Below are 21,930 nucleotides of genomic sequence, written 5' to 3' on the forward strand. Positions count from 1 at the left end.
ATATGCAATTACAATTTTTAGGAACTGGAGCCGGTCAGCCGTCCAAGGCCCGCAATGTGTCCAGTCTTGTCCTCAAGCTTTTGGAGGAAATCAATGAAGTCTGGATGTTTGATTGCGGTGAAGGTACCCAGCACCAGATTTTGGAGACGACGATTAAACCTCGTAAGATTTCAAAGATTTTCATCACGCATCTACACGGCGACCACATTTTTGGTTTGCCAGGTTTTCTCTCTAGCCGAGCTTTTCAGGCCAATGAAGAGCAGACGGATTTGGAAATTTATGGGCCAGTCGGTATCAAAAGCTTTGTGATGACAAGCTTGCGCGTGTCTGGTTCTCGCCTGCCTTATCGGATTGATTTTCATGAGTTTGATGAAAACAGTCTGGGAAAGATTCTGGAAACGGACAAGTTTACTGTTTATGCGGATAAGCTAGACCACACGATTTTCTGCGTGGGTTATCGGGTGATGCAGAAAGATTTGGAAGGAACGCTGGATGCAGATAAACTACGGGCAGCGGGTGTTCCCTTTGGCCCCCTCTTTGGCAAGGTCAAGAACGGTCAGGATATCGTCCTAGAAGATGGGACCAAAATCATCGCAGCCGACTATATCTCAGCTCCTCGTCCGGGTAAAACTATTACCATCTTGGGTGACACTAGAAAGACAGACTCAAGCGTTCGCTTGGCTGTGGCGGCAGATGTGCTGGTTCATGAAGCGACCTATGGCAAGGGAGATGAAAAGATGGCCCGCAAGCATGGTCATTCGACCAATATGCAAGCCGCAGAGGTAGCCAAAGAAGCTGGTGTCAAACGCCTCCTGCTCAATCATGTCAGCGCGCGTTTCTTATCGAAAGACATTAGCCAAATGCGTCGTGATGCCAGTGCTATCTTTGAAAATGTCCATGTAGTCAAGGATTTGGAAGAGGTTGAGTTATAATTCTAAAGTCTCAGACAGTTTCGTTGAGAGGAAAATAAGATGACAGTTGAAAATCTTTTATTAGATAAAGCTGATTGGTATTTTGAGGATGCATTAACCAACTATCTTTATAGCTACCAATTACAAAATGAAGAATTGACAAAAGATGATTACCGAGAGATCCATCGTTGGGCTGCGAATCATATTGGCTTTTTCGTTACTTGGCTCATCCAGCATGATGCAAAGGAAATGATGACTCCTGATGAAGAAACATCACTCCAGAGTGTCAAAGACGAGCAAACTTTGGGTGTGGATTAAGTTCTAGACTGGTGTGATGGCAAATTGGGCACAATGGATGTCAAAAGGGATTTTCAGGCTTTTGTGAACGATTACTATGAGCATCAGTACATGAAGGATTATTCTGAATTTGTAGTCAATGACTTGTACGACCTACCTTTGGAATTTTTAGGTAGCTGGGAGGATTATCATCTTTTTGCTCCAGTCATTGATCAAGCTTATGCTGACTATTTAGCTGGAAAAAGATTTCATTGATATTAACAACATGAAAGGCAGAACAATGCGTACCATCATCATCACAGGAGCTAGCGGTGGGCTGGCTCAGGAAATGGTTAAACTCTTGCCCCATGACCGACTGATTTTGGTCGGACGGAGCAAGGCTAAGCTGGAAAAACTATATGGAGAAAAAGAAAATCTTGACCTAGTGGAGCTGGATATCACAGATAGCTCAGCTTTGGAAAGATTTGCTGAGCGGATTGACAGCCAATATGGTCACGTCGATGTCCTAGTCAATAACGCTGGCTATGGAATTTTTGAAGAATTTGACAAAATCAGCTCAAGCGATATCGAGGCTATGTTTGAAGTCAATACCTTTGCCCTGATGAATCTGTCCCGTATCTTTGGTGCTCGCATGAAGCAGGCAGGCCGAGGCCATATCGTTAATATCGTTAGTATGGCCGGTCTCATTGCAAGTAGCAAGTCCAGTCTTTACTCAGCGACCAAGTTTGCAACGATTGGTTTTTCCAATGCTCTGCGTTTGGAACTCCTGCCTTTTGGGGTCTATGTCACGACAGTTAATCCCGGTCCTATCAAAACTTCCTTTTTCGATCAAGCAGATCCTGATGGTTCCTATGTGAAAGCAGTGGACAAATATATGCTTGAGCCTGACTTCGTAGCAGGCAAAATTGTCAAATCTTTTGGCAAAAAGAAGCGGGAAATGAATTTACCAGGGATTCTCAATCTAGCGCACAAGCTTTATACCCTTTTTCCAAAAATTGCCGACAAGATGGCAGCCAATATGTTTAACTATAAGTGAGGTTTTATGACAGCTAATCTACAAGCTTACAAGGCTCATCTGCAGGCGCCTTGGGGCAAACTTCAGTATGATATTATTTTTGCTTTTCTTAAATCGCTGAAGGGCCAGAAAATTCTTGATTTCGGTAGTGGTTTTGGAATTGTGGCTGATTTTCTAGCGGAAAAGAACCAAGTGACCGCCATCGAGCCGAACTCAGAAATGATTGCTGAGCGCAAGCAGAACTTTTCCTATGAGCAATTGCAAGGCAGTCTCGAAGTTCTGCAAACATTGCCAGACCAGTCTTTTGATGTCATCATCTGTCATAATGTTTTAGAGTATGTGTCTGAGCCTGCTCTTTATTTGACAGAATTTTCCCGTCTCTTAAAAAAGGACGGCAAAATTTCTCTGGTCAAGCACCACGAGGTTGGAAGGATTATGCATACGGTGGTTTTTGAAAATGACCCAGAAAAGGCCCAGCAGCTTTTAGCGGGTCAGGCATATCAAACCCACAGCATGGGAGCTGCAATGGTCTATCAGGTCCAAGATGTGATTTCAGGTCTCCCATTAGAAGTTGAAGATTATCAAGGACTACGGATTTTTTACGGGCTGCAATCCAATGACTACAAAACTGCCCCTGACTGGGCTGAAAAGATGCTTGAGATGGAGCTGGTTGTCTGCAACCAATCACCTTATCGAGACATTGCTGCCTTTCAGCATGTTTGGCTGAGCAAGCGCTAAATCTATTTATCAAGCACATCTTCCTAGGGAGAGTATTTATGACAGAAAGAAATGTCAGAGAGCCTGAGCAGCCGGTCAACTACGCCATGCTCAGTTTGTTTCAGTACATGGCTTCAATTTTGGTAATTTTGGTGCATTGTCAGCGACTTTTTGAAAATGAAGTCTTACATTTTACTCAGAAAAGTATGTTTGGTCGTATGGCAGTGCCATTTTTCCTGATTTCATCAGCTTTTATGCTAAAGTCCAGCTTGGCTAAGAAGCAGGACATGAAGTTGTACATTAAGCGTATTTTGAAGCAGTATCTTTTGTGGAGCGGGATTTATGTTCCTTATGCCTTGGCGTATTTTTGGGCCTTGCCAGTTCAAAAACATTACGCTCCTTTGGCCTTGTTGGCTGGACTTTTGTATATCGGCTTATGTTATCAAATTTGGTACATTCCCGCCTTTCTCTTGGGCCTTTTACTTGTTCACTATGTTTATAGAAAATGGGGTGCTAGAAAGACGGGCATTTTTCTACTCCTGCTTTATGTAGTAGGCTCGATCGAGACATACTACGCTTATTTCTCAAATAGCTGGCTTACCCAGTCTTTTGATGCCTATGCTAAAATTTTCTTCACCACCCGAAACGGCCTTTTCTATACTCCCATTTTTATTTACTTAGGCTATCTTCTTTATGATTATCGGCAGTCTAGCATTTTTAGGAAATATTATGGGAAAAAGCTATTCTTGTCTGGCCTTCTTTTGCTGCTAGATGGGTGGATTGTCTTCATCCATCAGGGGATTGACAAGAACTTCTTTTTGGCTTTGCCCCTCTTTGCTCTATTTCTGGTGAATTGGATTTTGCGTACAAGAATTGGTCAAAACTGGCATCTGTATCACCTTAAAGAATTGAGTGTTTTATACTTCTTTTTGCATCCAATTTTTATAGAATCCTCTTTTTATCTGCTCCAGAAGACCGATTTTGCCAAATGGCAGCAGGGAAGGATTGTCTTTTTGCTAACCTTGCTCTTAACTCATCTAAGCGCAGAAGTCATTTTATTGGCTCGGAAGCGCTTGTTCTTGAAGCAAAGACTGACAAAGGAAATAGGATAGCGAAAGAAAGCTAGTAAGTCGGATCTACCGATCGGAGAAGTTCTAGCTGGTAAGCGAAAATCCAGCAAAATTGCCCTTGCTCAAATTTTAACCCAGTGAGGAAGTAAAACATTAAGTGATAGAACAGAAGAAATATTCCGTGCTTTTTTCTTCTGTTCTGTCGCTTTTCCATGTTATAATATTCAGACAAGATTGAACGGAGAGAGTGTTTCACTTATCATGATTAGCTCAAAATATGACTGGCAGTTTGCCACTAATTTTACAGACGAAAATTTTTTAAAAAAGGCTAAAAAAGCTGGATTAGAACCCACCGCTGCTAGTCTTCTTTATCAAAGAGGTGTGCAGAATGAAGAGGCCTTGCAGGAATTTTTGGAGCCTAGTTTAGACCAGCTTCACGACCCTTATGATCTGCATGATATGGAGCGGGCAGTGGAGCGCATTCGTGCAGCGATTGAGAATTATGAGCAGATTCTGATCTATGGTGATTATGACGCTGATGGCATGACCTCGGCATCTATTGTCAAGGAAGCCTTGGAGCAGCTGGGGGCTGAGTGTCAGGTCTATCTGCCCAATCGCTTTACGGACGGCTATGGTCCTAATAGCAGTGTTTACAAGTATTTTATTGAAAATCAAGGCATCTCGCTCATTATTACGGTAGATAATGGAGTGGCGGGACTTGAAGCTATCGAGCTGGCCCAGTCTCTGGGCGTAGATGTCATCGTGACGGATCATCACTCTATGCCTGAGGAGCTGCCAGACGCCTATGCGATTGTCCATCCGGAACATAGCGGAGCGGATTATCCTTTCAAGCATCTAGCTGGTTGTGGAGTGGCTTTTAAGTTGGCAACAGCCTTGCTGGAAGAAGTTCAAGTCGAACTTTTGGACTTAGTTGCCATTGGTACCATTGCCGATATAGTCAGTCTGACGGGGGAAAATCGGATTTTGGTCAAATACGGCCTTTCCGTCCTCAAAAACACTCAGAGAATAGGTCTACAGGAACTCTTCAAAATAGCTGGTATTCAGCCTGATGAACTGGATGAAGAAACGGTTGGTTTCCAGCTTGCCCCCCGACTCAATGCACTGGGACGGCTGGATGATCCAAATCCAGCAGTTGAGCTTTTGACAGGCTTTGACGATGAAGAAGCTCGTGACATTGCTCTTATGATCAACCAGAAAAATGATGAGCGCAAGGAAATTGTCCAGCAGATTTATGAAGAAGCACAAACTATGCTGGATCCTAAGAGACCAGTACAGGTGCTGGCCAAGGAAGGCTGGAATCCTGGTGTGCTAGGGATTGTCGCTGGGCGCTTGCTGGAAGAGCTGCACCAGCCAGTCATAGTGCTTAATATTGAGGATGGCATTGCTAAGGGTAGCGCTCGCAGTATTGAAGCGGTCAATATTTTTGAGGCCTTGGACAGCCACCGTGATCTATTTGTAGCCTTTGGCGGCCATGCTGGAGCAGCTGGAATGACCCTTGAGGCAGACAAACTAGCAGAACTATCTGATATCCTGACATCCTACATCTTAGACAATGATTTGGATTTGACTGGCAAAACAGCTCTCTATTTAGATGAGGAGCTACATCTGCCAGAACTGACCCTTGACACACTCAAAAGCTTCGAAAAACTTGCGCCTTTTGGTATGGACAATAAGAAGCCACTCTTTTACCTCAAGGACTTTAAAGTGGATAATGCTCGGACTATGGGGGCTGGCAATAGCCATCTCAAGCTGAAAATTTCTCAGGAAGATGCATCTTTTGAAGTAGTAGCTTTTGGGCAAGGAAACCTGGCGACAGAGTTTGCCCAGACCAAGAATCTAGAGCTAGCTGTCAGCCTCTCTGTCAATAAATGGAACGGCCAGACCAGTCTCCAGCTCATGCTGGTAGATGCTCGTGTGGACGGCGTACAGCTTTTCAATATCCGCAGCAAAAATGCGACGCTGCCTGACAAGGTTCCAGTTTTGCGTTTCACAGAGGAATTGCCGGATTTGACAAATAGCAAAGCAGTTGTAGTTTACGACCTGCCCGATGACTTGCAGGATTTGAAGAAAATTCTTCAATCTCAGGATTTTGAAGCGATTTACTTTAAGAATGAGATTGCCAAGCCTTACTATCTGACCGGTTATGGTACTCGTGAGCAATTTGCTAAACTTTACAAGACAATCTACCAGTTCCCTGAGTTTGATGTTCGCTATAAACTTAAAGAGTTGGCGGATTACCTGAAAATCGACCCAATTCTCTTGGTCAAAATGATTCAGATTTTTGAAGAGCTGGGCTTTGTCAGCATCACCGAAGGTGTCATGACAGTTAATAAGGAAGCTGAAAAGAAAGAGATTGACAGTAGTCATATTTACCAAGACCTCAAGCGCGTGGTCAAAGAACAAGAACTCATGGCTCTGGGCACCGTGCAGGAGATTTACGACTATCTCATGGATTGCTAGGGAAAAGGCCTCCTTGTTTTACAAATCTTTCATATCTAAAAAAATTGAAAGACTGTTAGAGCCTTTTTGAATAAAACATGGTATAATAGAGAGTAAAAAATTTTTTGAAAGAAAGAACATTATGAATTTAAAAGATTACATTGCAACCATTGAAAACTACCCAACGGAAGGGATTCTCTTCCGTGATATTAGCCCTTTGATGGCTGATGGAAATGCCTATAGCTACGCTGTACGTGAAATTGTTCAGTATGCGACTGACAAGGAAATCGACATGATCGTCGGTCCAGAAGCGCGTGGCTTTATCGTAGGATGTCCAGTTGCCTTTGAATTAGGAGTTGGCTTTGCTCCTGTCCGTAAGCCTGGCAAACTTCCTCGTGAAGTTATCTCAGCTGACTATGAAAAAGAGTATGGTGTAGATACTCTGACTATGCATGCGGATGCAATTAAACCTGGCCAACGCGTTCTGATTGTCGATGACCTTCTTGCAACTGGTGGAACAGTTAAGGCGACTATTGAAATGATTGAGCGCCTTGGCGGAGTTGTTGCTGGCTGTGCCTTCCTTATCGAGCTGGATGAGCTCAAAGGTCGCGAAGCAATCGGCGATTATGACTACAAAGTATTGATGCACTACTAAAGATATAGCTTATTACTATATCTAGTTAGAGAAAAAGTATAATTGAAAACTATATCTCCTTTGAGTATAATGAGTATATTAAACAAAAGGAGATATTTTCATGCCTATCAAGATTGATAAGAAGCTTCCAGCAGTTGAAATTTTAAGCTCTGAGAATATCTTTGTCATGGATGATGACCGGGCAGATCATCAGGATATTCGTCCCTTGAATATCTTGATACTCAATCTCATGCCCCAGAAAATGGTGACGGAAACTCAGATTTTACGTCATTTGGCCAATACGCCCTTGCAGCTGACCATTGAGTTTCTTTATATGACTTCTCATACGTCAAAGACTACCCAAGTGGAACACATGCAGACCTTTTACAAGACTTTTGATGAGGTCAAACATCGTTTCTTTGATGGCTTGATTATCACAGGAGCGCCAGTAGAGCATCTGCCCTTTGAGGCAGTAGACTATTGGGAGGAATTCCAGCAGGTGATTGAATGGTCCAAGACTCATGTCTTTTCGACTTTACATATCTGTTGGGGAGCACAGGCTGGCCTTTATGCTCGCTATGGCGTGGATAAGCACCAGATGGAAGAGAAACTTTCGGGTGTTTACGAGCAGTCGGCTCCAAGCAATAATCTACTTTTTAGAGGTTTTGATGATGAATTTATCACGCCTCATTCAAGGCATACAGAAGTACTGAAGGAAGACATTCTTAATCTGACCAATCTAGAGATTCTCTCCGAGGGAGAAGACACGGGCTTGTCCGTTTTGGCGAGTCGTGACTTGCGAGAGGTGTATAGCTTTGGTCATATGGAGTACGACCGTGATACCCTTGCCAAGGAGTATTTCCGTGACTTGGAAGCGGGCAAGGATCCTCATATTCCTGAGAATTACTTCAAGAATGATGATGTGAATACAACTCCTTGTCTGCGCTGGAGTTTGGCGGCAGCTCTCTTTTTCAGTAATTGGGTCAATTATGCAGTCTATCAAGAAACGCCATTTGATTGGCAAAGTCCAGAGAATGATGCATCCTTCTTTGCTTATTTATAAAGAGGTACTATGACTTATTTAGCAGCTTACAAAAACGGCAACTTGGTTCTTCCAAGTGCCCTCTTTTTGCATTTTAAAGACATTTTTGATTCCAGTGATGATTTTTTGGTCTGGCAATTTTTTTATTTGCAAAATACCACCTCATTGGAGGAATTTGCGCCCAGTCAGATTGCGGAGCATATTGGCAAGACCTTATCCGAGGTCAATCGTTCCATGTCCCATCTGACGGAAAAAGGCTTGCTCCAGTACAGAACCATTGAACTGAATGGGGAAATCGAGGCGATTTTTGATGCTTCGCCAGCCTTAGAAAAGCTAGATGAGATCCTAGGCAATTCTAGTCCTACTGGGTCAAGGCCAGCATCTGATGGCAATCTTCTCAAGGAACTAGTTGAAACCTTCCAGCAAGAATTGGGCCGTCTTTTGACTCCATTTGAAATTGAGGATTTGACCAAGACCATTAAGGACGATCAAACCAATCCAGATTTGGTCAAGGCTGCCCTACGCGAAGCGGTTTTCAATGGCAAGCCTAATTGGAAATATATCCAGGCGATCTTGCGTAATTGGCGGCGGGAAGGTATTACAACCCAAGCTCAAGTAGAAGCCAAACGGGCGGAGCGTGAAGCAAGTAATCCACAGAATGTAACGGTTTCGGATGATTTTCTCAATGCCATGAATTTGTGGAAGGACTGACTTTATTTGTTTTACAGTGGTCTGTTAGATTTGACAGGCCCTTGGTTTTATAAAAAAAGTAGAAAAGTATGACCTATCAATTGCCAAAAGTTTGGTCCGCTGCGGACAGCGACCAAGGAAAATTTTCAGGTATCAATCAGCCTACTGCGGGCGCGCGTTTTGAACAAAAGCTTCCTGTCGGTACAGAGCCCTTTCAGCTTTATTCACTTGGGACTCCAAATGGGGTCAAGGTGACGATTATGCTGGAGGAACTACTGGCAGCAGGCGTGACAGAGGCCACCTATGACCTTTATAAGATCAGCATCATGGATGGAGATCAGTTTGGCTCAGATTTTGTGAAAATCAATCCCAACTCCAAAATTCCAGCCTTGTTGGATCAGTCAGGTCATAAGCCGGTTCCTGTCTTTGAATCAGCAAATATCCTGTTCTATCTGGCAGAGAAGTTTGGAAAGCTGATTCCGTCAGATTTGGCTGGTCGGACTGAGGTGCTCAACTGGCTCTTCTGGCAGACAGGAGCGGCGCCCTTCTTGGGGGGCGGATTTGGTCATTTCTTTAACTATGCTCCAGAAAAGCTAGAATATCCTATCAATCGCTTTTCCATGGAAGCCAAGCGACAGCTGGATTTACTGGACAAAGAATTAGCCAATAAAGCTTATATTGCTGGAGATGACTACAGTATTGCTGATATTGCTATCTGGTCTTGGTATGGTCAGTTGGTGCAAGATAAGATCTATACCGGAGCAGCGGAGTTCTTGGATGTTGCATCTTACAAACATCTAGTTGCCTGGGCGGAGAAGATTGCGGCTCGTCCGGCAGTCCAGCGTGGTTTAGCTGCCGAGTATCAAGAAATCAAATAAAAAGTGACGAGTGGCGAAACAGAATCAGTTTATTAACAGGCTGATTTTTCCTCCGCTGCTTTTTTTATACCCTTAAAAATGATATACTGAGTAGAAGAATGTTTAGAAAAGAGTAAGCGATGCAAAAAAAGAGTATTTCCCAACGCTTGGAGCGAGTAGCTGCTTTTGTGCCGGAGGGGGCAAAGTTGCTGGATGTTGGGAGCGATCATGCCTATCTGCCTATTTACCTGATTCAGCAGGGACGGATTGAGAAGGCTCTGGCCGGTGAAGTGGTAGAGGGGCCTTTTCAGTCTGCCCAGAAAAATGTTGCTGAGCATGGACTGACGGAGCAGATTGTGGTTCGCTTGGCTAATGGTCTGGCTGCTTTTGAAGTAGAAGATCAGATTGATACTATCGTCATCGCTGGCATGGGTGGTCGCTTGATTTCAGAGATTTTGGAAAATGGCAGAGCTAAGCTTGGGTCTATTTCCCGCTTGATTTTGCAGCCCAATAACCGAGAGGATGAACTTCGCAGCTGGCTGGTATCTAACGGCTTTCGCTTGCTGGCAGAGGATATGCTGGAAGAGGCTGGTAAGTTTTACGAAATCCTAGTGGCAGAAGCAGGCCAGCAAACTTTGACGGAGCAAGAAAAACGCTTTGGTCCTTTCCTGTTAGAACAGCAATCTCCAGTTTTTCGGAAAAAATGGCAGAGAGAACTGAAGAAATTCGAAGAAGCTTTAGCTCATATCCCAGAAAAGAATCAGCTAGAACGCTCTGCTATGTCCCAAAAAATCGAAAGTATCAAGGAGGTACTCCATGTTAGCAAGTGAGATTATCGCCCGTTATGAAGCCTATTGCCCGCAAGAACTGTCCATGGAGGGCGACATTTCAGGCCTGCAAATCGGTACTTTGGACAAAGAAGTTGACAAGGTTCTGGTAGCGCTGGATATTCGTGAGCAGACGGTGGCGGAGGCTATTGAGGCAGGTGCTGGACTGATTATTGTTAAGCATGCGCCTATTTTTCGACCGCTCAAGGATCTAGTGGCTGATAAAGCACAAAATCGGATGATTTTAGACCTCATCAAGCATGATATTGCTGTTTATGTCAGCCATACCAATATTGATGTTGTGGAGGACGGGCTTAACGACTGGTTCTGCCAGCTTCTTGAGATTGAGGAGACAAGTTTTCTCAGTCAGACGGAGCCAGATCACGGTATTGGCCGCGTGGGGAGGATTGCTCCTCAGACTTTTGGGGACTTTGCGGCTAAGGTCAAGGAAACTTTTGGACTAGATAGTTTGCGTCTGGTCGCTTATGAAGAAGCAGATCTCGAACGCGTGATTGAGCGTGTGGCTATTTGTGGCGGCAGCGGTCAGTCCTTTTATCCAGAGGCTATCGCCAAGGGAGCGCAAGTCTACATAACAGGTGATATTTACTATCACACTGCTCAGGAAATGCTGACAGAGGGGCTTTTGGCGCTGGATCCTGGACACCATATCGAGGTTCTTTTTACGGAAAAATTAAAAGAAAAGCTTGATACTTGGAAGGTAGAAGAGGGATGGGAGCTTGAGATTCTGGCTAGTCAGGCTTGGACCAATCCTTTCCGGCATATTTGAGAGGGAGCGACATGAAAAAAGTAGCAGTGATTGGAGCTGGGATTGTTGGCTCAACAGCGGCTTACTATCTGTCCAAATTCCCAGATGTGGAAGTGACTATCTTTGATGACGGCAAGGGGCAGGCAACCAAGGCAGCCGCTGGCATTATCAGTCCTTGGTTTTCCAAGCGTCGCAATAAGGCTTGGTATAGGATGGCGCGTCTGGGAGCTGATTTTTATCAGCACTTGATTGAGGATTTGAAAGCGGCTGGAATCCAGACAGACTTTTACCAACAGACAGGTGTTTATCTGCTGAAAAAGGACGAGAGCAAGCTGCAGGAGCTTTATGATTTAGCTTTTAATCGTCGGGAAGAGTCGCCATTAATAGGGGACTTGAGTCTCCTCAGCCGTCAGGAAGCGCAGGAGAAATTTCCAAACTTGCAAGGCTTTGATCAACTTCTCTATGCTTCAGGCGGGGCTCGTGTGGAGGGAGCACTCTTAACGGAGACGCTTCTGAAAGCTAGTAAGGCAAAACTAGTTGAGAAAAAGGTAAGCTTGACAGTAGAAGGAGAGCAACTTCTGGTGGATGGTCAGAGCTTTGACTGTGTTATTTTAGCTGTGGGAGCTTGGCTGGGAGAAATCTTGCAGCCACTGGGCTATAAGACAGATGTTCGGCCGCAAAAGGGACAGTTGCGTGATTTTAAGCTGGCTGAAAAGACGGATGACTACCCTGTTGTGATGCCTGAGGGCGAGCTGGATATCATTCCTTTTCTAGCAGGTAAGGTCAGTGTCGGTGCCAGTCATGAAAATGATCAGGGCTTTGATTTGACAGTAGATAAGACGGTGCTGAATCAGTTGCAGCAAGAAGCGGAAACTTATTTGCCGAGGTTGGCTACTGCAGAGATTCTAGGCGAGCGTGTGGGAACGCGGGCTTATACCAGCGACTTTTCTCCTTTCTTTGGCGCTGTTCCAGACTTACCGCATGTCTACGCAGCCAGCGGTCTAGGCTCTTCTGGTCTGACAACTGGTCCGCTCATCGGACGCCAATTGGCCCAGATGGCTTTAGGAGAAGCAGGACTGCTAGATCCATCTGACTATCCTATTGAACGGTACGTGGAGAAAGAAGAAGGCACTTAAGGAAAACAAATGATTATAATATTTCTCATTTTACTTTTACTAGTAATATCAATATCAATTTCAATCTCACTTATTCTATTTACTAGACACAAAAGTCGTTCTCAACATCCTCTTATTGCTCAAAATAATGGAGGAAATCAGGAACTAGCAAAGAATACAAAAAAGAAAATAGGTTTTGGTGTTTTGGGCTGCTTCCTATCTAGTGTGGTGATCGTTTGTTTCATGGCTCTTGTCTCTATGTTTCTGAGTTTCATAGATATGTGGGGAATTTTTGTACGGGTGCCGAAATATGAAATGGTACAGGCTGTTCAGCGCTCCTATAAGCAGAGTGGTTTTGAAGGAACGGTCAGAGTTATAGATGCTAATAAAAACTATACCTCTTTTGCTGGTTATTTAATCAGTGCAGAGTATTCTGAGGAAATTGAGGGGAAAACGGTTAAGATCGGTGACCGAATTGAGTACTACACCTCTCGGGATGAGAAATATGGAAAAACGGATATTGACCTACAGCTTGAAAAGGGATATGCTATTTATCAAGTTTTTCCTAGTATCGCTTATAGGGGACTTGAGCTGAGTCCGGGTTATAGTGAAACTTTAGAGACTGTAAAAGAAAGTTTTGCAAGAGCGAATGAGAAGAAACTATATCTAGAATCCCTTGATTTTATGATAGATAAGGATGCGCCAAATATTGATACATACGAGGCTCTTATAGAGAAGAATCGGGCAGAAGGCCAGCCTTTGCAGGGCTTGTATCCAATCCCTATTTCTGACATGTTGGAAAAAGAGGCTCTTGCCATTGAAATGAAGGTAACTTTGAACGTGGAGCAAGACGATGGATCTATCATTAGTATTGGTCAAGACCAGAAAAATGATGATAAAATCAAGCAGATTTTACAAGAGGAGCTAGACTTAACCAAGCTACCGAACGCACGCTATCTTATGACTATTAGTGTCGGGAAACATAGTAAGTATTCTGGATTTGGTAAATACAAGGTCATTGTTCAAAATCATCAGATCGTTCGATTTTCTATCCAAAATGAACAATATTAAGTTAGAATAATCTTTTTGGAAGCCTTGTTTCCAATTACAGCTTGTGGTTGTGCAAGTGTCATGATAGTGCTTTTCTTAAAGTTACTAGTTCCATGTGAGGAAGGTTTGATATGACAGAAACTATTTTGAATTGGGTCAATATTTGTGTAAAAAAAGACGATCAAATTTTACTGCTTAATCGCCAGCATGATAACTTTAAAGGGTGGATACAACCTGGCGGGAAGGTGGAGTTTCCAGAATCTTTTTTTGAGGCTGCAAGGCGCGAATTAAAAGAAGAAACGGGGCTGACTGCTCTAAACCTGGAATTGAAGGGGATTTCAGGCTTCACTAATCCGAGTAAAAAAGAACGGTATGTGTATTACGATTTTCTTTGCACTGCCTTTGAGGGGCAAGTCAGGGGAAACGATCATGAAGGGGAGCCCAAATGGTGGAAGATTTCGGAACTTGGCCAAATAGATATGCAGGACGACATACGTGAACGTTTGCCTCTCTACTGGAGGAAAGGCTCTTTCGAGCGGATTCATTACTGGAATGAGGAAAAACACTGTATCGGGGAAACCAAGACGATTTTGTATGATTGATTTCTGAGGATAAGGAGAAATTTTGGACTGGTTACGGTCGCAGCCTGTGGTTATGCAGGCATTCTTGGCTGGGCTGTTCACATGGAGTTGTACTATTGTGGGCTCGGCTATTGTATTTTTCTTTAAACAGGTCAGTCGCAAGCTGCTGGACATTATGATGGGCTTCGCAGCAGGAGCTATGATTTTCGTGGTGGTAGAGGAGCTGATACCGGATTCGCAGACCAATGGCAATACTGATGTGGCGACTTTAGGTCTCATGGTGGGCTTCGTTCTCATGATGGTCTTGGATGTAGCTTTGGGGTGATACCAACTTGGAATCAAAGAGCGGAAGAAAGCGGAATTTCCGCTCTTTTTCTTTTATTAAGGGGGGTGAAAAGGATGACATCCGCTTTCAAAAATGGTAAAATAAAGGGAATACATTAAGAGAGGAAACTCATATGAAAGGTATTATTCTTGCAGGTGGTTCTGGTACACGTTTGTATCCATTGACCCGCGCTGCGTCAAAACAGCTCATGCCGGTTTATGACAAACCCATGATTTATTATCCACTGTCAACTCTTATGCTGGCTGGCATCAAGGACATCTTGATTATCTCCACTCCGACGGATCTGCCTCGTTTTGAGGATCTGCTGGGAGATGGCTCTGAGTTCGGTATCAAGCTCTCTTATGCAGAGCAGCCAAGTCCGGACGGACTGGCACAGGCCTTTATTATTGGGGCTGATTTTATTGGCGATGACCGCGTGGCGCTGATTCTTGGGGATAATATTTATCATGGACCAGGTCTGAGTAAAATGCTCCAAAATGCTGCTGCTAAGGAAAAAGGAGCAACTGTCTTTGGCTACCATGTCAAGGATCCAGAACGCTTTGGTGTCGTAGAATTTGATGAAAATATGAATGCTATCTCCATCGAAGAAAAACCAGAACAGCCGCGCTCTAACTATGCAGTGACAGGACTCTATTTCTATGATAACGATGTTGTAGAAATTGCCAAGAACATCAAACCAAGTCCTCGCGGAGAACTGGAAATCACTGATGTCAACAAGGCTTACTTGGAACGTGGCGATTTGTCTGTTGAGCTTATGGGACGTGGTTTTGCTTGGTTGGATACAGGTACCCACGAAAGTCTCTTAGAAGCCGCTCAATATATCGAAACGGTTCAGCGTATGCAGAACGTGCAGGTGGCAAATCTGGAAGAAATTGCCTATCGTATGGGCTATATCACTAAAGAGCAAGTGCATGAATTGGCGCAACCATTGAAAAAGAATGAATATGGGCACTATCTCTTGCGCTTGATTGGAGAAGAATAAGAAGATGACGGAACAATTTTTTGATAAGGAATTAGCAGCGCGTGAAGTTCCCGGAATTCCTGGAATGCTAGAATTTGATATTCCTGTTCGCGGGGATAACCGAGGCTGGTTTAAGGAAAATTTCCAAAAGGAAAAAATGCTGCCTCTAGGCTTCCCTGAAAGCTTCTTTGCAGAAGGAAAACTACAAAATAATGTCAGCTTTTCTCGTAAAAATGTCCTGCGTGGTCTTCATGCTGAACCTTGGGACAAGTACATCTCTGTCGCAGATGACGGCAAGGTGCTGGGATCTTGGGTTGACTTGCGTGAGGGTGAGACTTTTGGCAATACCTACCAGACAGTAATCGCTGCCAGCAAGGGGATTTTTGTGCCACGTGGCGTAGCCAACGGCTTCCAAGTCCTTTCTGATACCGTTTCTTATAGCTATCTGGTAAATGACTACTGGGCTCTGGAACTCAAACCTAAGTATGCCTTTGTCAACTATGCAGACCCAGCTTTAGGCATCCAGTGGGAAAACCTAGAAGCAGCAGAAGTCTCAGAAGCAGACAAGAACCATCCATTACTTAAGGATGTCAAACCATTAAGAAAAGAAGATCTGTAAGAAGATTTCTTTTCTGATTCATTAATTGATACTGAAATATATGATTTAGCTCAGCTCTAATCCGAGCGAAGCGAATTAAAGAAATGATTGCCGCTGTGGTGTAAGTCATGTAACAAATTGTTTAGTTTGTTAAATGACAGGGGATTTTTGAGACATTAGGCTCGAAAATAAGCAATGAAACCGGAGGTTTGCTTGCGTCCCCACCACTTAAGGCAATTATAAAAAAGTTTAAGGAATAAAAATGACTGAATACAAAAAAATTATCGTGACTGGTGGAGCTGGATTTATCGGTTCTAACTTTGTCCACTATGTTTACAATAACTTTCCAGATGTCCATGTGACAGTGCTGGACAAGCTGACTTACGCGGGTAATCGTGCCAATATCGAAGAAATTTTAGGCGACCGCGTTGAGTTGGTTGTTGGAGATATTGCTGATGCAGACTTGGTAGATAAGCTGGCTTCCGAAGCGGATGCTATCGTTCACTATGCGGCAGAAAGCCACAATGATAACTCGCTCAATGATCCGAGTCCATTTATTCACACTAACTTCATCGGAACTTACACACTCTTGGAAGCAGCTCGTAAATACGACATTCGTTTCCACCATGTGTCGACTGATGAGGTCTATGGAGATCTCCCTCTGCGTGAAGATTTGCCAGGTCATGGAGAAGGTCCAGGTGAGAAATTTACCGCTGAAACCAAGTACAATCCAAGCTCGCCTTACTCATCAACCAAGGCAGCTTCAGATTTGATTGTCAAAGCTTGGGTGCGCTCTTTTGGTGTCAAAGCGACTATTTCTAACTGTTCAAACAACTATGGTCCTTACCAGCACATCGAGAAGTTCATTCCGCGCCAGATTACCAATATCCTGAGCGGTATCAAGCCAAAACTCTACGGTGAAGGCAAGAATGTCCGTGACTGGATTCATACCAATGACCATTCATCAGGTGTTTGGACGATTCTGACCAAGGGTCAAATCGGTGAAACTTACTTGATTGGTGCTGATGGCGAGAAGAACAACAAGGAAGTTCTAGAGCTGATTCTCAAGGAAATGGGACAGCCAGCAGATGCTTATGACCATGTGACAGACCGTGCCGGCCACGACCTCCGCTATGCTATTGATGCTAGCAAGCTCCGTGATGAGCTAGGTTGGAAGCCAGAGTTTACCAACTTTGAAGCAGGTCTCAAAGAGACCATCAAGTGGTACACAGACAATCAAGACTGGTGGAAATCAGAAAAAGAAGCAGTCGAAGCTAACTATGCTAAGACGCAACAAGTGATTAAGTAAGCCTTGTTATACAGGCAATATGCGACTAAGAGGCTGGGATTATTTGTCCCAGCCTTTTTCATAGGATTGTTAGCCTTTTAATCTCTTTGTTACAGAAAATGATGTAAAAATAGTGTAAAATGAGATAAATCCTTTCTGTATTTTCAGCTAAGGATATTTCTCAAAGTAAAGGAAGACAAAAATGAAATTGATCAAAAGATTGGTAGGAATTGTCTTGGTGCTGTTGCTTGCAGCAGTGCTATTTCTGGTTCCTTCTTCTATCAATCCGAATGAACAACTAAAAAATGTTCAAGCGAATACTTCGTGGGAAAGTATGATTGAGCCGACTTTGAACAATGCTAATGTAACGGCTCAGGGAGTCAGCACAGAAGTCTCTCTAAACAGTGTCCAGCTTAATCAGCTTCTCAAGTCTTCGCTGACTGATAGCGAGAATCAGGAGCTGCTGAACAGTGCTTACAGCATTGAAGGCAATAAGCTGCGCATCCAGTATCCGGTTAAGCTATTTTTTATTGATAGTAAGCTAGATCTAGAGGTAGATGTGACGGTGAAGGGGAGTGCCTTGTACATCACAATTGATAGCGCCAAGCTAGGCATCCTTCCTATCCCTAAATCTTGGGTGACTGGCATGCTGAAGCAGCAACTGCAGACCTCTAATTCGACTATCACAACGGAGGGAGATAGTTTCCTTCTATCTCTGCCGCAGAGTCCGTTCAGCATTGACAAAATCAGCCTGCAGAATGGAGTTGCTAAAATCCAGATCAGTATGGCTTATAGAATTCAATGATTTTAAAATCTAATTTAAACCAAATTTCTAGATTGAAGAAAAGATCTATTTTAGATGACGTTCTTCAATCTTTTTTATATTTAAGAAAATTAATTGAATAGAGCATGATGAAAATACCATATTATGTAACTTTGTAGGTAGTAATTAAGAATATTAAAAAATTCAGACAATTCTTCGGAATTATGCTAAAATGAAGAAAAGGAGGGAAAACGATGAAATTTTACTCAATAGATCCAAATGTTGATGTGGTTGAAACTCCGGTCGAAGAGCAAGGACGTCTCATCCGACATTTGCACCTTGCTAAAGGAAAACAAATCCCTGAACATAGCGCAGATGCTCTTGTTACAGTTGTCTGTCTAGAAGGAAAAGTGGATTTTACTGCCTTAGGAGAAACTGTACAATTGGTACCGGGAAGTTTTCTGACTATGGAGCCGAATGAACTTCATAGTTTATATGGCGTAGAAGAGAGCCATGTTTTAGTGATTCAGCAGTTGCTTTATCCGTGATCTACTCGAACGGAAGCTCTTTCAACATTAACTCAAGGAATTTTCCTATTTCTTGAGTTTTTTTATTCTATTTTCCAAGGGGGCTTTGTCGCTAATTTTATGCTATAATAAATACTATGCAAACTAAACCGACTTCTGCCTATGTGCATATTCCTTTTTGTACTCAGATTTGTTATTACTGCGATTTTTCCAAGGTTTTTATCAAAAATCAGCCGGTAGATAGTTATCTGGAGCATTTGATTGAGGAGTATGATTCCTACGATATCAAAAAGCTCCGTACCCTCTATATCGGTGGTGGGACTCCGACGGCTCTATCGGCGCCTCAGTTGGCTTTTTTGCTGGAAAAGCTGACGGACAAGCTGGACTTGTCTTATCTAGAAGAGCTGACCATTGAAGCCAATCCTGGGGACTTGGATCAGGAGAAGATTGCTGTACTTAAAGACTCGCCTGTCAATCGGGTTTCGCTGGGCGTGCAAACCTTTAATGATCGCATGCTCAAGCAGATTGGCCGCAGTCACTTGGAAAAGGATATCTATGAGAACATTGCCAATCTCAAAAAAGCAGGTTTTGATAATATCTCGATTGACCTGATTTATGCCCTTCCCAAGCAGACTATGGAGGATGTGAAAACCAATGTAGCCAAGGCCATTGCTCTGGACATTCCCCACATGAGTTTGTACAGTTTGATTTTAGAAAATCATACAGTCTTCATGAATCGGATGAGGAGAGGAAAGTTGCCTCTACCCAAAGAAGACTTGGAAGCAGAGATGTTTGAATACATTATTTCGGAGTTGGAAAAGGCGGGCTTTGAGCATTATGAGATTTCAAACTTTTCCAAGCCAGGCTTTGAGAGCCGCCACAATCTCATGTATTGGGACAATGCGGAATATTATGGTATTGGAGCGGGAGCGTCTGGCTACGTTAATGGTGTTCGCTATAAAAATCACGGCCCCATTCGTCATTATCTGCAAGCAGTGGAAGCGGGTAATGCCCGTGTTCAGGAAGAAGTGCTGACGCTGAATGAAAAGATGGAAGAAGAGATGTTTCTAGGACTGCGGAAGAAATCAGGTGTTTCCAAAAAGCGCTTCGAGGAAAAATTCGGTCTTTCCTTTGAAGACCAGTACGGTGCTGTTGTGTCTGAGCTGACTGAGCAGGGCTTGCTAGTGCCAGACAAAGACATCGTACGCATGACTAAACAAGGCCTCTTTTTGGGCGATACGGTTGCTGAGAAATTTATATTGGAGTAAATCATGGGCTTAACTTATCAAATGAAAATGAAAATTCCTTTTGATATGGCAGATATGAATGGCCATATCAAGCTGCCTGATGTCATCTTACTGTCCTTGCAGGTATCAGGCATGCAGTCGATTGAGCTCGGCGTCAGCGACAAGGACATGCTGGAGCAGTATAATCTAGTCTGGATTATTACGGACTACGATATTGATGTGACACGACTGCCACGATTTGCAGAGGAAATTACCATTGAGACAGAAGCTTTGACCTATAATCGGCTTTTTTGCTACCGTCGCTTCACGATTTTTGATGAAGCGGGTGAGGCTATTATCCAGATGATGGCAACCTTTGTCCTTATGGATCGGGATAGCCGCAAGGTTCATGCAGTTGAACCTGAAATTGTTGCACCTTATCAGTCGGAATTTTCTAAGAAATTACTGCGTGGCCCTAAATATCCAAACTTAGAAAATCCTGTCAGCAAGGACTATCATGTGCGCTTTTACGACTTGGATATGAACGGGCATGTTAACAACAGCAAGTACCTAGATTGGATTTTTGAGGTCATGGGCGCAGACTTTCTTACCCAGCATATTCCTCAGAAAATTAACCTGAAGTATGTCAAGGAAGTTCGACCGGGTGGCATGATTGCTTCTAGCTACGAACTAGATGGCCTGCAGAGTAATCACCAGATTTCCAGTGACGGTGAAGTCAATGCCCAGGCTATGATCACTTGGCAAGAGATAAAAGAGATTAGAAAGTAATGTATGACTTATAAAGGATATTTGATTGATTTAGATGGGACGATTTATAAGGGAAAGAGCCGGATCCCAGCAGGAGAGGCCTTTGTACACGAGTTGCAGAAGCGCAGTATTCCCTATCTTTTCGTGACCAATAATACCACGCGTACGCCAGAAATGGTTCAAACCATGCTAGCTGAGAATTTCAATATTGAGACGCCGCTTGAGACTATTTACACAGCAACTCTAGCTACTATTGACTATATGCAGGAGAAAAATCTTGGCAAGAAAGTCTATGTTATCGGAGATGTCGGGCTTAAACATGCCATTGAAGAAGCTGGCTATGAGGAAGATACAGAAACCCCCGACTATGTGGTAGTGGGTCTGGACTGGGAAGTGGACTATGAGAAGTTGACGATTGCGACGCTAGCTATTCAAAAGGGTGCTCATTTTATCGGGACCAATCCAGATCTCAATATTCCGACGGAGCGAGGTCTGCAGCCGGGGGCTGGCGCGATCAATGCCCTCTTGGAAGCAGCTACTCGGGTTAAGCCAACCTTTATTGGCAAGCCCAATGCCATCATTATGGAAAAAGCCATAGAGCATCTAGGGCTGGCGCGTGAGGATGTGGTTATGGTCGGCGATAACTACCTGACAGATATTCGAGCGGGAATCGACAATGGCATTCCGACCCTCTTGGTTACGACAGGCTTTACCCTGCCAGAAGAGGTGCCAAATCTGCCGATTCAACCGACGCATGTCTTGTCCAGTCTAGCGGAGTGGGACTTCGATGCGTGATAAGTTGAGATTTTCAGCCAGCGTCTTGTGCTTGCTGGCAGCAGCCATTTTGTTGACCATTTATCTGGCTTGGCTCTTATACCCGATGGAGATTTCTTATTTCGCTTTGTCCGATAAGGTTCATTTGAAAGCAGAGACCATCCAGTATAATTTCAACATTTTGATGAATTACCTGACCAATCCTTTTAGTCAGAAGCTGTCGATGCCGGATTTTCGTTCGTCAGCAGCAGGTCTGCGTCATTTTCAGGCAGTCAAGTATCTTTTCCACTTGGCGCAGGCTATTTTTCTAGTTACTCTGCCTGCTTTGATTTTCTTTATCAAAAAAGTGGTCAAAAAAGGAGTTCTAGCTCTTTATCAAAGAAGCTTATTTATCTTGAGCGTATTGCCCTTCGTCATGATTTGCTTGGCTGGCTTGATTGGTTTTAACAGCTTTTTTACGCTCTTTCATCAAGTGCTTTTTGTGGGAGACAATACCTGGTTGTTTGATCCAGCCAAGGATCCAGTCATCTGGATTTTGCCAGAAGAATTTTTCATGCACGCCTTTATTCTTTTTGCTCTTCTTTATGAAGGAATCTTTTTAAGTTTGTATTTTTTCAGTAGAAAGACTCGTAGCTAATAATAACAAA

General features: G+C 43.5%; 25 protein-coding genes and 1 pseudogene. All 26 read left to right on the forward strand.

Going from position 1 to position 21,930, the window contains the following annotated elements:
* Nucleotides 1-2: 2 nt before the first annotated feature.
* Nucleotides 3-932: a ribonuclease Z gene (gene rnz, locus HMPREF9960_RS09585; RefSeq protein WP_005590506.1), complete on the forward strand. Its 930-nt coding sequence runs from the start codon at nt 3-5 to the stop codon at nt 930-932.
* Nucleotides 933-971: 39 nt separating this feature from the next.
* Nucleotides 972-1,229: a hypothetical protein gene (locus HMPREF9960_RS11140; protein WP_005590505.1), complete on the forward strand. Its 258-nt coding sequence runs from the start codon at nt 972-974 to the stop codon at nt 1,227-1,229.
* 33 nt (nt 1,230-1,262) lie between these two features.
* The gene (locus tag HMPREF9960_RS11145; protein WP_005590504.1) at nt 1,263-1,463 is read left to right on the forward strand and encodes a hypothetical protein; all 201 of its coding nucleotides are present in this window, start codon (nt 1,263-1,265) and stop codon (nt 1,461-1,463) included.
* 25 nt (nt 1,464-1,488) lie between these two features.
* Nucleotides 1,489-2,244 carry an SDR family NAD(P)-dependent oxidoreductase gene (locus tag HMPREF9960_RS09595; protein ID WP_005592502.1) on the forward strand — a complete coding sequence of 252 codons (756 nt, stop codon included), beginning with the start codon at nt 1,489-1,491 and terminating at the stop codon, nt 2,242-2,244.
* 6 nt (nt 2,245-2,250) lie between these two features.
* On the forward strand, nt 2,251-2,961 hold the full coding sequence (locus HMPREF9960_RS09600) for a class I SAM-dependent methyltransferase (protein WP_005590502.1): 711 nt from the start codon (nt 2,251-2,253) through the stop codon (nt 2,959-2,961).
* Between the two features lie 38 nt (nt 2,962-2,999).
* The gene (locus HMPREF9960_RS09605) at nt 3,000-4,052 is read left to right on the forward strand and encodes an acyltransferase family protein (RefSeq protein WP_005592481.1); all 1,053 of its coding nucleotides are present in this window, start codon (nt 3,000-3,002) and stop codon (nt 4,050-4,052) included.
* A 219-nt stretch (nt 4,053-4,271) separates the two neighbouring features.
* The gene (recJ, locus tag HMPREF9960_RS09610; RefSeq protein ID WP_005590500.1) at nt 4,272-6,491 is read left to right on the forward strand and encodes a single-stranded-DNA-specific exonuclease RecJ; all 2,220 of its coding nucleotides are present in this window, start codon (nt 4,272-4,274) and stop codon (nt 6,489-6,491) included.
* 121 nt (nt 6,492-6,612) lie between these two features.
* Nucleotides 6,613-7,125 (forward strand): adenine phosphoribosyltransferase, encoded by a 513-nt coding sequence (locus HMPREF9960_RS09615; RefSeq protein WP_005590499.1) that lies wholly within the window; start codon nt 6,613-6,615, stop codon nt 7,123-7,125.
* Between the two features lie 100 nt (nt 7,126-7,225).
* Nucleotides 7,226-8,167: a homoserine O-acetyltransferase MetA gene (gene metA, locus HMPREF9960_RS09620; RefSeq protein ID WP_005590498.1), complete on the forward strand. Its 942-nt coding sequence runs from the start codon at nt 7,226-7,228 to the stop codon at nt 8,165-8,167.
* A gap of 9 nt (nt 8,168-8,176) precedes the next feature.
* A complete protein-coding gene (locus HMPREF9960_RS09625; RefSeq protein WP_005590497.1) occupies nt 8,177-8,857 on the forward strand; it encodes a DnaD domain-containing protein in 681 nt (226 codons plus the stop codon).
* 68 nt (nt 8,858-8,925) lie between these two features.
* A complete protein-coding gene (yghU, locus tag HMPREF9960_RS09630) occupies nt 8,926-9,714 on the forward strand; it encodes a glutathione-dependent disulfide-bond oxidoreductase (protein WP_005590496.1) in 789 nt (262 codons plus the stop codon).
* A gap of 119 nt (nt 9,715-9,833) precedes the next feature.
* Entirely contained in the window at nt 9,834-10,523 is a 690-nt protein-coding gene (locus HMPREF9960_RS09635; protein ID WP_005590495.1) for a tRNA (adenine(22)-N(1))-methyltransferase, read from the forward strand.
* Nucleotides 10,510-11,307, forward strand: coding sequence for a Nif3-like dinuclear metal center hexameric protein (locus HMPREF9960_RS09640; RefSeq protein WP_005590494.1), 798 nt, complete (start codon nt 10,510-10,512; stop codon nt 11,305-11,307). Before HMPREF9960_RS09635 ends, HMPREF9960_RS09640 begins: the two co-directional genes overlap by 14 nt.
* A gap of 11 nt (nt 11,308-11,318) precedes the next feature.
* Nucleotides 11,319-12,422 (forward strand): NAD(P)/FAD-dependent oxidoreductase, encoded by a 1,104-nt coding sequence (locus tag HMPREF9960_RS09645; RefSeq protein WP_005590493.1) that lies wholly within the window; start codon nt 11,319-11,321, stop codon nt 12,420-12,422.
* A 9-nt stretch (nt 12,423-12,431) separates the two neighbouring features.
* Entirely contained in the window at nt 12,432-13,472 is a 1,041-nt protein-coding gene (locus tag HMPREF9960_RS09650) for a hypothetical protein (RefSeq protein ID WP_005590492.1), read from the forward strand.
* Between the two features lie 110 nt (nt 13,473-13,582).
* Nucleotides 13,583-14,053, forward strand: a complete 471-nt coding sequence (locus tag HMPREF9960_RS09655) for an 8-oxo-dGTP diphosphatase (RefSeq protein WP_005590490.1) — start codon at nt 13,583-13,585, stop codon at nt 14,051-14,053.
* Nucleotides 14,054-14,075: 22 nt separating this feature from the next.
* Nucleotides 14,076-14,238: pseudogene (locus tag HMPREF9960_RS11150) on the forward strand (zinc transporter); the annotation flags it as partial.
* Between the two features lie 252 nt (nt 14,239-14,490).
* The gene (rfbA, locus tag HMPREF9960_RS09665; RefSeq protein ID WP_002913447.1) at nt 14,491-15,360 is read left to right on the forward strand and encodes a glucose-1-phosphate thymidylyltransferase RfbA; all 870 of its coding nucleotides are present in this window, start codon (nt 14,491-14,493) and stop codon (nt 15,358-15,360) included.
* 4 nt (nt 15,361-15,364) lie between these two features.
* Nucleotides 15,365-15,958 carry a dTDP-4-dehydrorhamnose 3,5-epimerase family protein gene (locus HMPREF9960_RS09670; protein ID WP_005592488.1) on the forward strand — a complete coding sequence of 198 codons (594 nt, stop codon included), beginning with the start codon at nt 15,365-15,367 and terminating at the stop codon, nt 15,956-15,958.
* Between the two features lie 241 nt (nt 15,959-16,199).
* A complete protein-coding gene (gene rfbB / locus HMPREF9960_RS09675; protein WP_005590486.1) occupies nt 16,200-17,246 on the forward strand; it encodes a dTDP-glucose 4,6-dehydratase in 1,047 nt (348 codons plus the stop codon).
* A gap of 181 nt (nt 17,247-17,427) precedes the next feature.
* Complete coding sequence (locus HMPREF9960_RS09680; protein ID WP_005590485.1) at nt 17,428-18,030, forward strand: hypothetical protein; 603 nt, start codon at nt 17,428-17,430, stop codon at nt 18,028-18,030.
* A 212-nt stretch (nt 18,031-18,242) separates the two neighbouring features.
* Nucleotides 18,243-18,536, forward strand: coding sequence for a cupin domain-containing protein (locus HMPREF9960_RS09685; RefSeq protein WP_005590484.1), 294 nt, complete (start codon nt 18,243-18,245; stop codon nt 18,534-18,536).
* Nucleotides 18,537-18,652: 116 nt separating this feature from the next.
* Nucleotides 18,653-19,783: a radical SAM family heme chaperone HemW gene (gene hemW, locus HMPREF9960_RS09690; RefSeq protein WP_005590483.1), complete on the forward strand. Its 1,131-nt coding sequence runs from the start codon at nt 18,653-18,655 to the stop codon at nt 19,781-19,783.
* A gap of 3 nt (nt 19,784-19,786) precedes the next feature.
* On the forward strand, nt 19,787-20,530 hold the full coding sequence (locus HMPREF9960_RS09695) for an acyl-[acyl-carrier-protein] thioesterase (protein WP_005590482.1): 744 nt from the start codon (nt 19,787-19,789) through the stop codon (nt 20,528-20,530).
* A gap of 3 nt (nt 20,531-20,533) precedes the next feature.
* Nucleotides 20,534-21,304 (forward strand): TIGR01457 family HAD-type hydrolase, encoded by a 771-nt coding sequence (locus tag HMPREF9960_RS09700; protein WP_005590480.1) that lies wholly within the window; start codon nt 20,534-20,536, stop codon nt 21,302-21,304.
* Nucleotides 21,297-21,920: a TIGR01906 family membrane protein gene (locus tag HMPREF9960_RS09705; RefSeq protein WP_005590478.1), complete on the forward strand. Its 624-nt coding sequence runs from the start codon at nt 21,297-21,299 to the stop codon at nt 21,918-21,920. Before HMPREF9960_RS09700 ends, HMPREF9960_RS09705 begins: the two co-directional genes overlap by 8 nt.
* The last annotated feature ends 10 nt before the right edge of the window (nt 21,921-21,930 follow it).

The sequence above is a fragment of the Streptococcus cristatus ATCC 51100 genome, from assembly GCF_000222765.1.
GTDB classification, from domain to species: Bacteria; Bacillota; Bacilli; order Lactobacillales; family Streptococcaceae; genus Streptococcus; species Streptococcus cristatus.

What these genes read in the sequence shown, in the direction of transcription:
- HMPREF9960_RS09600 (WP_005590502.1), top strand. Translation starts at nt 2,251, where the DNA reads ATGACAGCTAATCTACAAGCTTACAAGGCTCATCTGCAGGCGCCTTGG.
- HMPREF9960_RS09635 (WP_005590495.1), top strand. Translation starts at nt 9,834, where the DNA reads ATGCAAAAAAAGAGTATTTCCCAACGCTTGGAGCGAGTAGCTGCTTTT.
- HMPREF9960_RS09615 (WP_005590499.1), top strand. Translation starts at nt 6,613, where the DNA reads ATGAATTTAAAAGATTACATTGCAACCATTGAAAACTACCCAACGGAA.
- HMPREF9960_RS09705 (WP_005590478.1), top strand. Translation starts at nt 21,297, where the DNA reads ATGCGTGATAAGTTGAGATTTTCAGCCAGCGTCTTGTGCTTGCTGGCA.
- HMPREF9960_RS11145 (WP_005590504.1), top strand. Translation starts at nt 1,263, where the DNA reads ATGGATGTCAAAAGGGATTTTCAGGCTTTTGTGAACGATTACTATGAG.
- hemW (WP_005590483.1), top strand. Translation starts at nt 18,653, where the DNA reads ATGCAAACTAAACCGACTTCTGCCTATGTGCATATTCCTTTTTGTACT.
- rnz (WP_005590506.1), top strand. Translation starts at nt 3, where the DNA reads ATGCAATTACAATTTTTAGGAACTGGAGCCGGTCAGCCGTCCAAGGCC.
- HMPREF9960_RS11140 (WP_005590505.1), top strand. Translation starts at nt 972, where the DNA reads ATGACAGTTGAAAATCTTTTATTAGATAAAGCTGATTGGTATTTTGAG.
- rfbB (WP_005590486.1), top strand. Translation starts at nt 16,200, where the DNA reads ATGACTGAATACAAAAAAATTATCGTGACTGGTGGAGCTGGATTTATC.
- HMPREF9960_RS09650 (WP_005590492.1), top strand. Translation starts at nt 12,432, where the DNA reads ATGATTATAATATTTCTCATTTTACTTTTACTAGTAATATCAATATCA.
- recJ (WP_005590500.1), top strand. Translation starts at nt 4,272, where the DNA reads ATGATTAGCTCAAAATATGACTGGCAGTTTGCCACTAATTTTACAGAC.
- HMPREF9960_RS09640 (WP_005590494.1), top strand. Translation starts at nt 10,510, where the DNA reads ATGTTAGCAAGTGAGATTATCGCCCGTTATGAAGCCTATTGCCCGCAA.
- HMPREF9960_RS09670 (WP_005592488.1), top strand. Translation starts at nt 15,365, where the DNA reads ATGACGGAACAATTTTTTGATAAGGAATTAGCAGCGCGTGAAGTTCCC.
- HMPREF9960_RS09685 (WP_005590484.1), top strand. Translation starts at nt 18,243, where the DNA reads ATGAAATTTTACTCAATAGATCCAAATGTTGATGTGGTTGAAACTCCG.
- HMPREF9960_RS09655 (WP_005590490.1), top strand. Translation starts at nt 13,583, where the DNA reads ATGACAGAAACTATTTTGAATTGGGTCAATATTTGTGTAAAAAAAGAC.
- metA (WP_005590498.1), top strand. Translation starts at nt 7,226, where the DNA reads ATGCCTATCAAGATTGATAAGAAGCTTCCAGCAGTTGAAATTTTAAGC.
- HMPREF9960_RS09700 (WP_005590480.1), top strand. Translation starts at nt 20,534, where the DNA reads ATGACTTATAAAGGATATTTGATTGATTTAGATGGGACGATTTATAAG.
- HMPREF9960_RS09605 (WP_005592481.1), top strand. Translation starts at nt 3,000, where the DNA reads ATGACAGAAAGAAATGTCAGAGAGCCTGAGCAGCCGGTCAACTACGCC.
- HMPREF9960_RS09645 (WP_005590493.1), top strand. Translation starts at nt 11,319, where the DNA reads ATGAAAAAAGTAGCAGTGATTGGAGCTGGGATTGTTGGCTCAACAGCG.
- HMPREF9960_RS09680 (WP_005590485.1), top strand. Translation starts at nt 17,428, where the DNA reads ATGAAATTGATCAAAAGATTGGTAGGAATTGTCTTGGTGCTGTTGCTT.
- rfbA (WP_002913447.1), top strand. Translation starts at nt 14,491, where the DNA reads ATGAAAGGTATTATTCTTGCAGGTGGTTCTGGTACACGTTTGTATCCA.
- HMPREF9960_RS09695 (WP_005590482.1), top strand. Translation starts at nt 19,787, where the DNA reads ATGGGCTTAACTTATCAAATGAAAATGAAAATTCCTTTTGATATGGCA.
- yghU (WP_005590496.1), top strand. Translation starts at nt 8,926, where the DNA reads ATGACCTATCAATTGCCAAAAGTTTGGTCCGCTGCGGACAGCGACCAA.
- HMPREF9960_RS09595 (WP_005592502.1), top strand. Translation starts at nt 1,489, where the DNA reads ATGCGTACCATCATCATCACAGGAGCTAGCGGTGGGCTGGCTCAGGAA.
- HMPREF9960_RS09625 (WP_005590497.1), top strand. Translation starts at nt 8,177, where the DNA reads ATGACTTATTTAGCAGCTTACAAAAACGGCAACTTGGTTCTTCCAAGT.